Origin of the sequence: Halomicrobium mukohataei DSM 12286 (assembly GCF_000023965.1) — an archaeon.
In the GTDB taxonomy this organism is placed as follows: Archaea; Halobacteriota; Halobacteria; order Halobacteriales; family Haloarculaceae; genus Halomicrobium; species Halomicrobium mukohataei.
Window position 1 is genome coordinate 2,305,614 of the sequence record NC_013202.1, and the last position, 11,637, is coordinate 2,317,250.

An 11,637-nucleotide genomic window follows, 5' to 3' on the forward strand; every position below is an offset into this window, starting at 1 on the left:
CGCGTCCGCAGTCGGTTTTCGATGCCGTCGTGGAAAGGTCTTTGAACCGGGCCCCAGTAGCGTCGGGTATGATATCACTTGACGAAGCGGTGACGGCGAGACTCGAATCCCACGGCCAGCGGTTCGAAGTGCTCGTCGACCCCGACGCCGCGCTGGCGATCAAACGCGACGAGTTCGACGGGGAACTCGAAGACGTCATCGCCGCCGAGGACGTGTTCGAGGACGCCTCTCGCGGCGACCGACCGCCGGAGAACTCCCTGACGGAGGTGTTCGACACGACGGAGCCACTGGAGATCATCCCGGAGGTGATCAAGCAGGGGGAGATCCAGATCACGGCCGATCAGCGCCGCGAGATGCAAGAACAGAAACACCGACAGCTGATCCAGCAGATCACACGCAACGCCGTAAACCCCCAGATGGACGACGCACCGCACCCGCCAGACCGCATCGAGTCGGCCCTCGAAGAGACGGACTTCAGGGTCGATCCGATGGAGCCCGTCGACAATCAGGTCGACGACGCGCTGGACGCGCTCCGACCCGTGATCCCGATCCGCTTCGACGAGGTGACCGTCGCGGTCCAGGTCCCCGCGGACTACGCCGGTGCCGCCCAGTCTCGCATCCGGCAGTTCGGCGACCTCGAACGCGAAGAGTGGCAGGCAGACGGCTCCTGGATCGGCGTCATCACCTTCCCCGCCGGGATGCAAAACGAGTTTTACGACGTGGTCAACGAACACACGAGCGGCGAGGCCGAGACCCAGATCGTCAAAGACGAAGACGAGATCTCGATCCGCTGAGCGACGCGAGCGACCCCGTGGTCGCACCGACAGCGACCCCGGTCGACGAGTCGCCCGCGCTCTCGGACGCGTGTCGGGTCGGACCGCGATTGTTCGGCTGCGACGAGAACGGTTCGTACTGACGCTATCCCTTCCGGAAGCCGACGAGGAAGCCACCGGTGAATCCGGCGCTCACCGGCAGAGCCGAGAGGAGGCTCATGACCCATCCGGGAGGCTGTGCGCCCGCCGTCTCACCGGCCGCCGACGAGACGTTGCCCGCGGTGCCGCTGATGGCGCTCCAGTTCACTTCGAGGATGCCACGCGTCTCCAGGAACTTGAACAGCGCCAGCTCGATACCGACGAGGATCGCGATGAGCTTCGCGACCTTCTTGGCCGCGAAGCCGATGACCCCCCCGATCACGGCACCGCCGCCGACTTCGAGGCCGACCTGCTGGAGGCCGGGAAGCTCTAGCTGCAACGGTAACTCTATCATATCCGTACTCTCACCGTGATCCGTTAAGGGTCTTGTGCCCTCCGGATCGACCAGCGAAATCGACGTAAGCAGTGGCTACTGATACCGCGGACGACGCTCAGAACGGCCAGTGCAGTCGACTGTCGCCGATACCCGTCGCTGCCGACGGCGGATCGTGTGAGTACCCCGCAGACTAAATAATCGGGCGACGTAGGAAGCGACGAGTGACGGCTAGTACCACAGCGGAGCGAGCGGTCATCGCCAAGCGCGTCGACTCGGGTACTGCAGACACCGAGGAGATCACCGACCTCGCGAGAGCCGCCGGCTACGAGGCCGTCGGCGAGGTGACACAGAAACGGACGGAAGACCCCGCCTACCACCTCGGAGAGGGGAAGGTCGCGCGTCTCGCGAACGTCGTCGCCCGCGAGGGCGCGACGGCGGTGATCTTCGACAACGAGCTGGGACCCTACCAGACGTACAACATCGGCAACGAGCTTCCCGACGGCGTCCAGGTCGTCGACCGCTTCCGGCTCATCCTGGAGATCTTCGGCCAGCGCGCCCAGACGCGCAAGGCACAGCTCCAGGTCGAACTGGCCGAACTGCGCTACGAGTTGCCCCGGGCCGAGGCGAAGGCCAGCCTCGCCAAGCGCGACGAGCGGCCCGGGTTCATGGGGCTGGGCGAGTACGACGAGAGCCGCGAAGAGGACATCAAAAAGCAGATCTCGCGGATACGCGACGAGCTGGCGTCCATCGAGGAGACCGAGCAACACCGACGCCAGCAGCGCCGCGAGTCCGGTTTCGACCTCGTCGCGCTGGCGGGCTACACGAACGCCGGCAAGTCGACGCTGTTGCGCCGCGTGGCCGACGACGTCGACGTCGACGAGAACGAGGAGCTACACCCGGACCTCGATCCGACCGCCGAGAGCGAAGACCGGCTGTTCACGACTCTGGGGACGACGACCCGCCGTGCGGACATGGACCAGCGGGACGTGCTGGTGACCGACACCGTCGGTTTCATCTCGGATCTGCCCCACTGGCTCGTCGAGTCGTTCAAGTCGACGCTTGACGCCGTCTATCGCGCCGACCTGGTGTTGCTCGTCGTCGACGTGAGCGAACCCGTCGAGGAGATCCGCGAGAAGCTGGTCACGAGCCACGACACGCTGTACGAGCGCAACGAAGCGCCGATCGTCACCGTCCTCAACAAGACGGACACGGTCGACGACGCGGAGATCGAGCGCAAACGCGCTGCGCTCTCCGGGCTGGCTCCGAACCCCATCGCCGTCAGCGCGAAAGAGGGGGCAAACGTCGACGCGTTGCTCGACAGGATCCACGACGAACTGCCGGACTACGAGCGCGAGCGACTCGTCTTGCCGATGACCGACGAGACGATGAGCCTCGTCTCCTGGATCCACGACCACGCACACGTCGACAACGTCGACTACGGCGACCAGGTGATCGTCGAGTTCGAGGGGCGATCGGCCGTCGTCGAGCGGTCCCGCGCCAAGGCCGGCGAACTCGTCGAAGCGTCGGCCTAGATCGCGAACGCTACTCTGTGCCCTGCCAGAGCGCCCGTGGGATCGCCGCGACCAGGTCCGTCGCCACGAGTCCGTTGCCCCGCTCGTCGGCGACGAGATCGCCGGCTCGGCCGGTGACGTACGCGCCGATCGCCGCGGCGTCGTGTTCCCCACACGTCGCGGCCAGCGCACTGACCACCCCAGCGAGCACGTCGCCGCTGCCGCCGACGGTCATGCCGGGATTGCCGGTGCGGTTGACGCGGGTTCGCGTCCCGTCGGAGACGATGTCGTAGGCACCCTTGACCAGCATCGTCTGTCCGATCTGTGCGGCGAAGTCGGCGACGCGATCCGCGCGGTCGCGCCACGCCTCTGCCGTCTCGCCGCCCATCTTCAGAAGCTCGCCCTGGTGGGGCGTACAGATCAGGTCCGCCGTCGTCTCGACCTCCGAGACGACCGACAGCGCGTCGGCGTCGACGACGGCGCGCCCGTCGTACCGTTCGAGGAAGTCCGCGGCCGCGTCGAGCGTCGGTTCCGCGTCACCGAGCCCCGGCCCGAGGACGACCGCGTCGCTGGCGTCTGCGAGGGCGATCAGTTCGTCGACGTGTGACGGCGCGAGCGTCGCGCCGTCCAGCGGTCTGACGATGAGGTTCTCGCTGTAGCCCTGTACCGCGTCGGCGACGGCGCGAGGACAGGCGACTCTGACGAGGTCCCCGCCGGCTCGCAGCGCCGCCTGTGCCGCCAGTGCCGGTGCGCCCGTGTACGGGCCGCCGCCGACGACGAGCACCTCCCCGTTGTCGCCCTTGTGGCTCGTCGGATCGCGGTCGAGCCGACGCAGGTCGCCCCGCTCGACGAACAACTCGGCGGTGTCGGGGATGCCGATGTCCGCGACGGTGACGGTCGCGTCGAGCTCGTCCAGTCCGGGCTTCGTATCGTGGAACGTCACGACCCGGTCGGCCTCGACCGCACCCGCTGCCAGCGCCCCGGTGTCGCCGTCCATCCCCGAAGGCACGTCGACGGAGACGACGGTGCTCTCACTGTCGTTTATCCGTGCTGCCGCCGTCGCCGTCGGCTCGCGGAGCGGACCGCTGATCCCCGTGCCGAGCATCGCGTCGACGATCACGTCGGGGTCGTCGAGCGCGAACTGGCTGGCGTCCCTGACCTGCTCGGTCTCGTAGTCGGACTGTTCGAGCGCCGTCCAGTTCTGGCGTGCGATCTCCGTCGTGATCGTCTCGGGTCGCCCCAGCAGTGAGACGCTCAGGTCGTAGGCGTCGAGAAACCGGGCCGCGACGAACGCGTCGCCGCCGTTGTTCCCGCGGCCGGCGACGATCCGTACCGACGCCCCCTGGTCTGCGATCCGTTCGACCGCCCGAGCCACCGCGTTCCCCGAAGACTCCATGAGCTGTTTGCGGGGGACACCCAGCGCGGCCGCGTTCTCGTCGACGACTGCCATCTCCGAACCGGTAATCATGGCTGGGCCTTGGCGCGCGACCATCCTAACGGTAGGGGACGCCGTCGCCGTCGGACACTGTCGCGGACTCGACGATCCGCTACCGCCGGATCTCGAAGCCCTCGATCCCCGCCGGCTCCTCGTACTCGACCTCGACGCCGTCGACGCGGGCTCTGGGACTGCCCTCGTGACACCACTCGACCATCGACTCGACGGCCGACGCGGGGCCCTCGAAGACCGCCTCGACGCGGCCGTCCGAGAGGTTCTTCACCCAGCCGTCGACGCCCGTCTCGCCCGCGGTCTCGCGGGTGGTGGCGCGGTAGAAGACGCCCTGTACCTTGCCGCTGACGAACACGTGTGCGCGCGTGCGATCGGACATGGTCGAACGTGATGACGCCGAGACCCAAGAGCGTGTTCACGCCGGCTCGCCGCCGCTGCGGAGGAAATGGAAGACGTACGTCTGCGCGTAGCCGGCGTACTCGCCGCCCAGCGCCTCACGGATCGCCCGCGAGGTGTCTGCGTAGTTGCCCCGATCGGCGGTCGGGAAGTACTCCTCGATGGTCGTCTTGATCCAGGTGTCCAGCGGGACCGCCTGGAGGAAGTCGAGCGAGAACAGTAACACGCAGTCGGCGACCTTGTCTCCGACGCCGACGAACTGGGTGAGGTGGTCGCGAGCCTCCTCGTAGACCATCTCGCGGGCCGCGTGCGGGTCCGCTTTCCCCTCGGCGACCATCGTCGCGGTCCGCAGGACGTACGGCGCGCGGTAGCCCAGCCCGAGGTCTCGCAGCGCCGCCTCCGTCGTCGCTGCCAGCTGTTCGGGCGTCGGGTACGCGTGGTAGGTCTCGCCGTCGAACGTGACCGGATCGCCGTACGTCTCGCGCAGCGCCTGTTGCATCCCGTGGATGCGGCCCACGCGCATCTGTGCCGAGCAGATAAAGGAGATCAGCGAGCCGAACGGCGGATCGCGGACGAGACGCATCCCCCAGTACTCGTCGTACGCGTCCTGAACGACGGCGTCGTCGGGTGCCGTCGCACGGATCGCTTCGAGGTCGTCGTCCAGTCGGAGCAGTCGCCGGAGGTGCGGCGTCGCGTCGATGTCGCTCTCCCATTCGAGGTGGCCGTCTCGCTGTCGAACCCTGATCACGTGGGCTCGACCGTCGACCCTGACGGTCGTCCAGTACCACGCCGAGCCGCCGTGTGCGCCGTCCTGATCGTACATCCGACCGTCAGAGCGGTCCCAGAGGTACGACTGGCCGCTCTCGACGGTCGACTGGAGGTCGACGCCACCCGGCAGGCTCGCGGTCGCTATCTGGCCCCGTTGCATCGACTCGTCGTCGGGGCTTGGGCGGTTTCTAGTTTTCGAGAGCGTGACGGGCTAACCTTCTTAATACTGGCAGTCGAATCGACATGTATGGATTGTCGAGTTGTCGTCGAGGCCGCTGTGCCCGTCTACGACGTGGAAACTCCCGACGAGGCGGTCCGGATCGCGATCTCGAAGACCGGCGAGATGCTCAATCCGGACCTCAACTACGTCGAGATCAACATGGGTGAACGCCAGTGTCCTCACTGTGGCGACGAACTCGAACCCGCCTTCATCGCTGCCGACGAGAGCCTGGTCGCGCTCGAACTGGAGATGACCGTCTTCAACGTCGAGCGCGACGAACACGCCGCCCGGATCGCTCGCAAGGAGATCGGGCAACGCCTCGAGAACATCCCGCTGGAGGTACTACAGATCGAAACGATCGAGGAGACAGACGACTCCGACGCCGAGGAGCCAGCGGACTCGACCGACGACGAGGCCGACGGTGCCGCGTCCGACACTGACGAGGTGGACGCGGAAACGGAGTCGGATTCGGACGACGTGTTACCAGAGTTCGACGAGTTAATGAACGAATAACGTCGGCGTTTCTCACGCGACAGAGCACTGTCCGTCGATTGCTGTAGATATCGACGACGGGTGACTGAGAGTGGAGTTCAGTCGGCAGCAGCAGAAACAGGTTCTTTTTCTTCGGCGTTCATCTCGGACGTAATACCCTTCGCGAGGGCAAATACAGCGGCCTTGTGATCCGTCTTCGACTTGTGAATCGAGGTCGGCTGGACACCGAGATCGACGTACTTGTCGTGTTCTACTGTGTCCCCTGTCTCTTGTTCGTAGTGGTTCTGTACCTGTGCAAGCAGGCCGTGGAGATGGATGAGTTCCTGCTTCTTCATAGTCACCCACACCTAGAAACCGAAGGGTTATAGTACTACTCTGAGTGTAGTTAACACACACCCCTGAATTACGGTCCCGAAGTAGACGGATTGTACTCCGCTCTCGTCGAAACGAATGCGGTGTCTACTGCCTCTTGGCCGCGGCGTAGTCACTGTCTACGCTCTGTTCAGGCGGAGCGTGAAAGATTTTTGGTCGCCGCTGTGTTGGGTGAGGATATGGACTACGACGAGATGCTCGACCAGGCGATCGAGGAGTCGCCGGAGATCGAGGGCGACGGCGAACGGTTCGAGGTCCCCGACCCGGACCTTCGCCAGGAGGGGAACGCGACGGTGTTCGAGAACTTCCAGTCGGTCTGTGATCGACTCTCGCGAGCGGACGAACACGTGATGCAGTTCCTCCAGAACGAGGTCGGGACGAGCGGCCACATCGACGAGAGCGGCCGGGCCAGGCTCACTGGAGAGTTCCGGGAGCGACGCATCGCCGACGCGCTCGACGCCTACGCCGACGCCTACGTACTGTGTCCGGAGTGTGGGCTCCCCGACACGAAGCTCAAGGACGAGCAGGGCGCGACGGTGCTGCGATGCGAAGCCTGCGGCGCGCAGTCGCCGGCCGGACCGTAGCTACTGTAGTCCCTTCAGCGTCTCCAGGTCTCTGTCGGTTCTGGTGTACTCCGCGAGTCGCCGACTGGCGTGACAGTTCGGACAGTGGTACGTGGCGTCGTGTTTCGGGAGCGCGGTCGGCGTCGACTCCCAGTCTTTCTTGCACTCGGGACAGAGCAGTCGCACGTAGGCCTCCTCCATGGTTGTGAATAACACGCAATGAACGCCGAAAAAGGTTCGTGTTCCAGCAGCGAGCGCATCCGACGCGACGAGCGAGGAGTTACGCCGGGAGGCCGTCGACGTCGAGCAGTTCCTTGTAGCGGTTGCGGATCGTGACCTCGGAGATGTCCGCGACGCCGCTGACCTCGCTCTGGGTGACCTTTTCGTTGGTCAGCAGTGCAGCGGCGTACACGGCCGCGGCCGCGATTCCGACCGGCGACTTCCCGCTGAGAATGCCACCGTCGCGAGCGGCTTCGATCAGTTCGCGTGCGCGTCGCTCGGTCTCGTCCGACAGCGACAGCTCGCTGCAAAAGCGCGGGACGTAGCTCTCGGGCTTTGCCGGGGCGACTTCCAGGCCCAGCTCCCGGATGATGTAGCGGTAGGTCCGGGTGAGTTCCATCCGTTCGACGCGTGAGACGTGGGTCATCTCGTCGAGTGACCGGGGGTTGTTCGCCTGACGCGCGGCGGCGTACAGCGCCGAGGTGGCGACGCCCTCGATGGAGCGGCCGGGCAGCAGGTCCTCGTCGAGCGCGCGGCGATAGATGACGCTGGCGGTCTCGCGGACGTTCTTGGGGAGTCCGAGCGCCGAGGCCATGCGGTCGATCTCGCCAAGCGCCTGCTTGAGGTTGCGCTCCTTGGAGTCGCGTGTCCGGAACCGCTCGTTCCAGGTGCGCAGACGCTGCATCTTCTGGCGCTGGGAGCTGGACAGGGAGTTGCCGTAGGCGTCCTTGTCCTGCCAGCCGATGTTGGTCGACAGCCCCTTGTCGTGCATCATCTTGGTCGTCGGCGCACCGACGCGGGACTTGCTGTCTCTCTCGCTGGCGTCGAACGCGCGCCACTCGGGCCCGTGGTCGATCTCGTCTTCCTCGACGACCAGTCCGCACTCTTCACACACCGTCTCGCCGTGTTCCGCGTCGAGCTGTGTGTGGCCGCCACACTCTGGGCAGAGACTCTCGTCGACGCTTTCCTCCTCCGTCTCGATCTCTGTGCTGGTCTGCTGTTCGCCGCTGTTGGTTCGGGTGTGTATCTCGCTCATAGTGGATGCCTCGATTGCTGAGGGCACAAACCTTAAAGAACAGGTTGCGACCTTCTTAACAAGTAGTTAGTTAGAAAAGTATATAAACCTTTTGGTAGCGGAAAGTAGGATTCGCAGGACTGCGCCGTGCTGTCAGTTGTCGTGGGTGTGTGGAACATCGACGCGAGACGGTCGCTCTCCCGCGGTGGTAACCGGTAGTGACCGTCTAGACAGTAAAGAGGTGGCCCTCGGTCGGCACGTCGAACAGCCCGATTCGTGCCCCGGCGTCGAGCCACGCGTGGCCGTAGGAGAACGACGCCAGCGCGTTGACCGGGTCGTCGTCCGCCCGGAAATGTCGGCCGTCTTCGAGATACGACGCCGCCATCTCCGCACACTCGACGGCCGCGTCGTGCATCGGCGTCCCCTCCGGTGGCGCGATCTCGGCCGCCGCGACGGCGTCCGCGAGCAGTCCCTCGTATCGATCGGTCTTCTCCCATAGCTCCGCAGCCATACCCGGTACAGACCGTCGAGTGGCTAAGCGGTTTCGCCCGATGGACGCGGACCGGACACGACAGCGCAACCTACAAAGCCCGCCACGAAGTAGGGTAAGTAATGACTGACGACGTCGTCGAACACCGGAGACTCATCATCGCTGGGACTGGTATCGCGGGGCTCACCGCCGCCATCTACGCCGCCCGCTCGAACAACGATCCCCTCGTCTTCGAGGGGGACGAACCCGGCGGACAGCTCACCCTCACCACGGACGTGGCGAACTACCCGGGCTTCCCGGAGGGGATCAGCGGCCCCGACCTGGTCAACGACATGAAAGAGCAGGCCCAGCAGTTCGGTGCCGAACTCGATCACGGAATCGTCGAGAACGTCGACGCGAGCGATCGCCCGTTCCGCGTCGAACTCGCTAACGGCGACGCCTACACCGCCGACGCCGTTATCGCCGCCTCCGGGGCGAGCGCGCGCACGCTCGGCGTCCCCGGCGAGGACGAACTGATGGGCTACGGCGTCTCGACGTGTGCGACCTGTGACGGGGCGTTCTTCCGCGACGAGGACATGCTGGTGGTCGGCGGCGGCGACGCCGCCATGGAGGAAGCGACCTTCCTGACGAAGTTCGCCGACACCGTCTATCTCGCCCACCGCCGCGAGGAGTTCCGCGCCGAGGACTACTGGATCGATCGCGTTCAGGAACAGGTCGAGGACGGCGACATCGAGATCATGCGAAACACCGAGCTGCTGGAGATCCACGGCTCGGCCGAAGACGGCGTCGACCACGTCACGCTGGCCCGCAACGACGAAGGATACCCCTCTGAGGCGCTCGACGACCCCGAGACCGAGCAGTTCGACTTCGACGTGGGCGCGGTCTTCCTCGCGATCGGTCACACGCCCAACACCGGCTACCTCGAAGACACCGGCGTCGAACTGGACGACGCCGGGTACCTCCAGACCGAGAGCGGCGTCGGCGACGGCGAGACCGCCACCGCCGTCGAGGGGCTGTTCGGTGCCGGCGACGTGGTCGATCACCACTACCAGCAGGCCGTCACCGCCGCGGGGATGGGCTGTAAGGCCGCTCTCGACGCCGACGAGTACCTCGAATCGCTCCCAGAATCGTCCCAGGCCGCCGAGACCGCGCCGCAGGCAGACGACTAAGCGAACCGGATACCGACCGCCTCGTGCCGTGCTCGCCGACCCGCAGTCCCTTTACGTAGCGGTGGCCAACGCACAGTCATGACAGACGACACTGTCACCGTGACACTCGAAGCCGGCGAAGAACGCGACGAACTGACCGTCCCGACCGCGCTCGTGGACATGCTCCGAGAAGGCGAAGAGTCCGACCCGGAAGTCGTCGGCGACATCGCGATGTTCGGCATGGCCCAGCGGATCCACGGTGCCGTCCACCACGCACAGGGCGAACCCGACGCCGAGATCGAGTCCGTCAACGAGACCGCGATGGAACTGTTCGAAGAGCGCTTCGGCGCGACCTTCTCCGAGCTGACCGGCCACGATCACTAACTACGATCTCTTTTTGCGAGCCGACGGCTCCCGTACTGTCGGCTGTACGATAGCGGTCCATCGACACGCTCACGCCGCGTCTGTGACCGTCCACGAGAGGAGGACGCCGTCGTCTACCCGTTCGACGCCGTCGAGCGAGAGCGCCGGAAACTCCTCGACGAACCCTTCGCCGTCTGCCAGCGTCGGGGCGTCCCGTCCGCCGATCACCGTCGAGCCGACGAACACCGACAGTTCGTCGACCAATCCCTCCTCGAACAGCGAGAAGATCAGCTCGCCCCCGCCCTCGACCATCAGCTGGTCGATGCCGTCTCCCTCCAGCTTGGCGAGTGCGGTGACCAGATCGACGCGGTCCTCGCCGGCTACGATGACCGTCGCGCCCACGTCCTCCATCTGCGTGACGAAGTCCGTCAGTGCCGCCTGGCTGACCAGCAGGTAGGTGAGTGCCGCCTCGTCGAGGACGCGGGCGTCCGGCGGAGTCCTGACCTGTGAGTCGGCGACGACTCGCGCGGGATTTGCGGGCTCGCCACGGTCCTCGCGGGCCCGCTGGCGCTCGGGGTCGTCGAGTGTGAGTGACGGATCGTCGGCCAGCACCGTCCCGACCCCGACCATGACCGCGTCGCTCTCGGCGCGCAACTCGTCGACCCGGTCGAAGTCCCGCGTTCCCGAGATCTCGATCTGTTCGCGGCGGCGCGTCGACAGCTTCCCGTCGGCGCTCATGGCGGCGTTGACGACCACGTGCATGGTCGTCTGGAAGGAACTGGCGCAAAAACCGGTTACGAAACGCTACGTTCCGACTCGCGCTTGCCGTCGGCCAGTAGCTTCCGGGCGTCGATGGCTTTCTTGCCGTGGGCACTCGTCCGGAGTCTGACCGCCGGCCCGTCGAGCCAGAGTTCGCGAACGTCGACGACGATCTCGGACGACCAGCTCTTGATCCGGCCCTCGCCGTGGCTATCGATTTCGATAAAGGTACGCGGCGTTCGCTGGCGACCCATCGTCCACTCCGTGTCCCCCAACTCCATCGTCTCCGCTTCGAGCGCTTCCCACTCGAAGATCACGACGTGTTGCCCGCGTGGCTGGTCCGATCGCTCGTGGTCGACCCGCGTTCGGGTCTCGTAGTCGACGCCGAAGTGCGCGGCCCACAGCTCCAGATACTCGAAGTCGAACTTCTTCTTGCCCTCTCCCTCGCCGTCTCTGTTCGTCCAGACGACGTGTGCGTCCGAGGGCTTCTTGCCGAATGCGCCGCCCATGTCATCCACCCCGCTGGTGGTGCAGTTCGCGTCTGTCACCGAGCGAACGCAACTCGACCAGTCTCGCGATTCGTAACAGACGGACGGCCGGCAGTGTGACCCCGCACTGTGGCATAC

16 protein-coding genes are annotated in these 11,637 nt (G+C 65.6%); 6 read left to right on the forward strand and 10 right to left on the reverse strand.

Translation table 11 applies throughout. The features are described 5' to 3' along the window. Nucleotides 1-68 precede the first annotated feature (68 nt). Entirely contained in the window at nucleotides 69-794 is a 726-nt protein-coding gene (locus HMUK_RS11595) for a ribosome assembly factor SBDS (RefSeq protein ID WP_015763354.1), read from the forward strand. A gap of 124 nt (nucleotides 795-918) precedes the next feature. Here HMUK_RS11595 and HMUK_RS11600 read toward each other — a convergent pair whose 3' ends face one another. Beyond that, nucleotides 919-1,266 (reverse strand): FUN14 domain-containing protein, encoded by a 348-nt coding sequence (locus HMUK_RS11600; protein ID WP_015763355.1) that lies wholly within the window; start codon nucleotides 1,264-1,266, stop codon nucleotides 919-921. A gap of 203 nt (nucleotides 1,267-1,469) precedes the next feature. Between HMUK_RS11600 and hflX the strand changes: the two genes are divergently transcribed. Next, nucleotides 1,470-2,780 carry a GTPase HflX gene (gene hflX, locus HMUK_RS11605; protein WP_015763356.1) on the forward strand — a complete coding sequence of 437 codons (1,311 nt, stop codon included), beginning with the start codon at nucleotides 1,470-1,472 and terminating at the stop codon, nucleotides 2,778-2,780. Nucleotides 2,781-2,790: 10 nt separating this feature from the next. Here hflX and HMUK_RS11610 read toward each other — a convergent pair whose 3' ends face one another. The 3 genes from HMUK_RS11610 to HMUK_RS11620 all read right to left on the reverse strand — a co-directional run bounded on the left by HMUK_RS11610 (nucleotide 2,791) and on the right by HMUK_RS11620 (nucleotide 5,530). Then, nucleotides 2,791-4,227 (reverse strand): bifunctional ADP-dependent NAD(P)H-hydrate dehydratase/NAD(P)H-hydrate epimerase, encoded by a 1,437-nt coding sequence (locus tag HMUK_RS11610; RefSeq protein WP_015763357.1) that lies wholly within the window; start codon nucleotides 4,225-4,227, stop codon nucleotides 2,791-2,793. Between the two features lie 79 nt (nucleotides 4,228-4,306). Next, entirely contained in the window at nucleotides 4,307-4,585 is a 279-nt protein-coding gene (locus HMUK_RS11615) for an acylphosphatase (RefSeq protein WP_015763358.1), read from the reverse strand. 36 nt (nucleotides 4,586-4,621) lie between these two features. Beyond that, nucleotides 4,622-5,530, reverse strand: coding sequence for a DNA-3-methyladenine glycosylase family protein (locus HMUK_RS11620; protein WP_015763359.1), 909 nt, complete (start codon nucleotides 5,528-5,530; stop codon nucleotides 4,622-4,624). 87 nt (nucleotides 5,531-5,617) lie between these two features. On the opposite strand from HMUK_RS11620, the gene HMUK_RS11625 reads away from it, so the two are divergent. Next, nucleotides 5,618-6,103: a DUF555 domain-containing protein gene (locus tag HMUK_RS11625; protein ID WP_015763360.1), complete on the forward strand. Its 486-nt coding sequence runs from the start codon at nucleotides 5,618-5,620 to the stop codon at nucleotides 6,101-6,103. 77 nt (nucleotides 6,104-6,180) lie between these two features. Here HMUK_RS11625 and HMUK_RS11630 read toward each other — a convergent pair whose 3' ends face one another. Further along, nucleotides 6,181-6,417 (reverse strand): UPF0058 family protein, encoded by a 237-nt coding sequence (locus HMUK_RS11630; RefSeq protein WP_015763361.1) that lies wholly within the window; start codon nucleotides 6,415-6,417, stop codon nucleotides 6,181-6,183. 216 nt (nucleotides 6,418-6,633) lie between these two features. On the opposite strand from HMUK_RS11630, the gene HMUK_RS11635 reads away from it, so the two are divergent. After that, the gene (locus tag HMUK_RS11635) at nucleotides 6,634-7,038 is read left to right on the forward strand and encodes a translation initiation factor IF-2 subunit beta (RefSeq protein WP_049940828.1); all 405 of its coding nucleotides are present in this window, start codon (nucleotides 6,634-6,636) and stop codon (nucleotides 7,036-7,038) included. On the opposite strand, the gene HMUK_RS11640 is transcribed toward HMUK_RS11635, so the two are convergent. The 3 genes from HMUK_RS11640 to HMUK_RS11650 form a co-directional block, all read right to left on the reverse strand. Continuing rightward, on the reverse strand, nucleotides 7,039-7,218 hold the full coding sequence (locus HMUK_RS11640; RefSeq protein ID WP_015763363.1) for a DUF7836 family putative zinc-binding protein: 180 nt from the start codon (nucleotides 7,216-7,218) through the stop codon (nucleotides 7,039-7,041). It abuts the gene before it with no gap. Between the two features lie 79 nt (nucleotides 7,219-7,297). After that, entirely contained in the window at nucleotides 7,298-8,272 is a 975-nt protein-coding gene (locus HMUK_RS11645) for a transcription initiation factor IIB (protein WP_015763364.1), read from the reverse strand. A gap of 205 nt (nucleotides 8,273-8,477) precedes the next feature. Further along, the gene (locus tag HMUK_RS11650; RefSeq protein WP_015763365.1) at nucleotides 8,478-8,762 is read right to left on the reverse strand and encodes a DUF357 domain-containing protein; all 285 of its coding nucleotides are present in this window, start codon (nucleotides 8,760-8,762) and stop codon (nucleotides 8,478-8,480) included. A gap of 101 nt (nucleotides 8,763-8,863) precedes the next feature. On the opposite strand from HMUK_RS11650, the gene HMUK_RS11655 reads away from it, so the two are divergent. Both HMUK_RS11655 and HMUK_RS11660 read left to right on the forward strand, forming a co-directional pair. Next, the gene (locus tag HMUK_RS11655) at nucleotides 8,864-9,910 is read left to right on the forward strand and encodes an NAD(P)/FAD-dependent oxidoreductase (protein ID WP_015763366.1); all 1,047 of its coding nucleotides are present in this window, start codon (nucleotides 8,864-8,866) and stop codon (nucleotides 9,908-9,910) included. Nucleotides 9,911-9,988: 78 nt separating this feature from the next. Next, complete coding sequence (locus HMUK_RS11660) at nucleotides 9,989-10,273, forward strand: DUF7545 family protein (RefSeq protein ID WP_015763367.1); 285 nt, start codon at nucleotides 9,989-9,991, stop codon at nucleotides 10,271-10,273. Between the two features lie 69 nt (nucleotides 10,274-10,342). Here the strand turns inward: HMUK_RS11660 and HMUK_RS11665 are convergent, their stop codons facing one another. After that, complete coding sequence (locus tag HMUK_RS11665) at nucleotides 10,343-11,014, reverse strand: 2,5-diamino-6-(ribosylamino)-4(3H)-pyrimidinone 5'-phosphate reductase (RefSeq protein WP_015763368.1); 672 nt, start codon at nucleotides 11,012-11,014, stop codon at nucleotides 10,343-10,345. Between the two features lie 32 nt (nucleotides 11,015-11,046). After that, nucleotides 11,047-11,520 carry a hypothetical protein gene (locus HMUK_RS11670; RefSeq protein WP_015763369.1) on the reverse strand — a complete coding sequence of 158 codons (474 nt, stop codon included), beginning with the start codon at nucleotides 11,518-11,520 and terminating at the stop codon, nucleotides 11,047-11,049. Nucleotides 11,521-11,637 lie beyond the last annotated feature (117 nt).

Excerpts from the sequence above, each read along its gene's own strand:
- HMUK_RS11595 (WP_015763354.1), top strand. The coding sequence starts at position 69 with ATGATATCACTTGACGAAGCGGTGACGGCGAGACTCGAATCCCACGGC.
- HMUK_RS11600 (WP_015763355.1), bottom strand. The coding sequence starts at position 1,266 with ATGATAGAGTTACCGTTGCAGCTAGAGCTTCCCGGCCTCCAGCAGGTC.
- HMUK_RS11610 (WP_015763357.1), bottom strand. The coding sequence starts at position 4,227 with ATGATTACCGGTTCGGAGATGGCAGTCGTCGACGAGAACGCGGCCGCG.
- HMUK_RS11615 (WP_015763358.1), bottom strand. The coding sequence starts at position 4,585 with ATGTCCGATCGCACGCGCGCACACGTGTTCGTCAGCGGCAAGGTACAG.
- HMUK_RS11620 (WP_015763359.1), bottom strand. The coding sequence starts at position 5,530 with ATGCAACGGGGCCAGATAGCGACCGCGAGCCTGCCGGGTGGCGTCGAC.
- HMUK_RS11625 (WP_015763360.1), top strand. The coding sequence starts at position 5,618 with ATGGATTGTCGAGTTGTCGTCGAGGCCGCTGTGCCCGTCTACGACGTG.
- HMUK_RS11630 (WP_015763361.1), bottom strand. The coding sequence starts at position 6,417 with ATGAAGAAGCAGGAACTCATCCATCTCCACGGCCTGCTTGCACAGGTA.
- HMUK_RS11635 (WP_049940828.1), top strand. The coding sequence starts at position 6,634 with ATGGACTACGACGAGATGCTCGACCAGGCGATCGAGGAGTCGCCGGAG.
- HMUK_RS11640 (WP_015763363.1), bottom strand. The coding sequence starts at position 7,218 with ATGGAGGAGGCCTACGTGCGACTGCTCTGTCCCGAGTGCAAGAAAGAC.
- HMUK_RS11645 (WP_015763364.1), bottom strand. The coding sequence starts at position 8,272 with ATGAGCGAGATACACACCCGAACCAACAGCGGCGAACAGCAGACCAGC.
- HMUK_RS11650 (WP_015763365.1), bottom strand. The coding sequence starts at position 8,762 with ATGGCTGCGGAGCTATGGGAGAAGACCGATCGATACGAGGGACTGCTC.
- HMUK_RS11655 (WP_015763366.1), top strand. The coding sequence starts at position 8,864 with ATGACTGACGACGTCGTCGAACACCGGAGACTCATCATCGCTGGGACT.
- HMUK_RS11660 (WP_015763367.1), top strand. The coding sequence starts at position 9,989 with ATGACAGACGACACTGTCACCGTGACACTCGAAGCCGGCGAAGAACGC.
- HMUK_RS11665 (WP_015763368.1), bottom strand. The coding sequence starts at position 11,014 with ATGCACGTGGTCGTCAACGCCGCCATGAGCGCCGACGGGAAGCTGTCG.
- HMUK_RS11670 (WP_015763369.1), bottom strand. The coding sequence starts at position 11,520 with ATGGGCGGCGCATTCGGCAAGAAGCCCTCGGACGCACACGTCGTCTGG.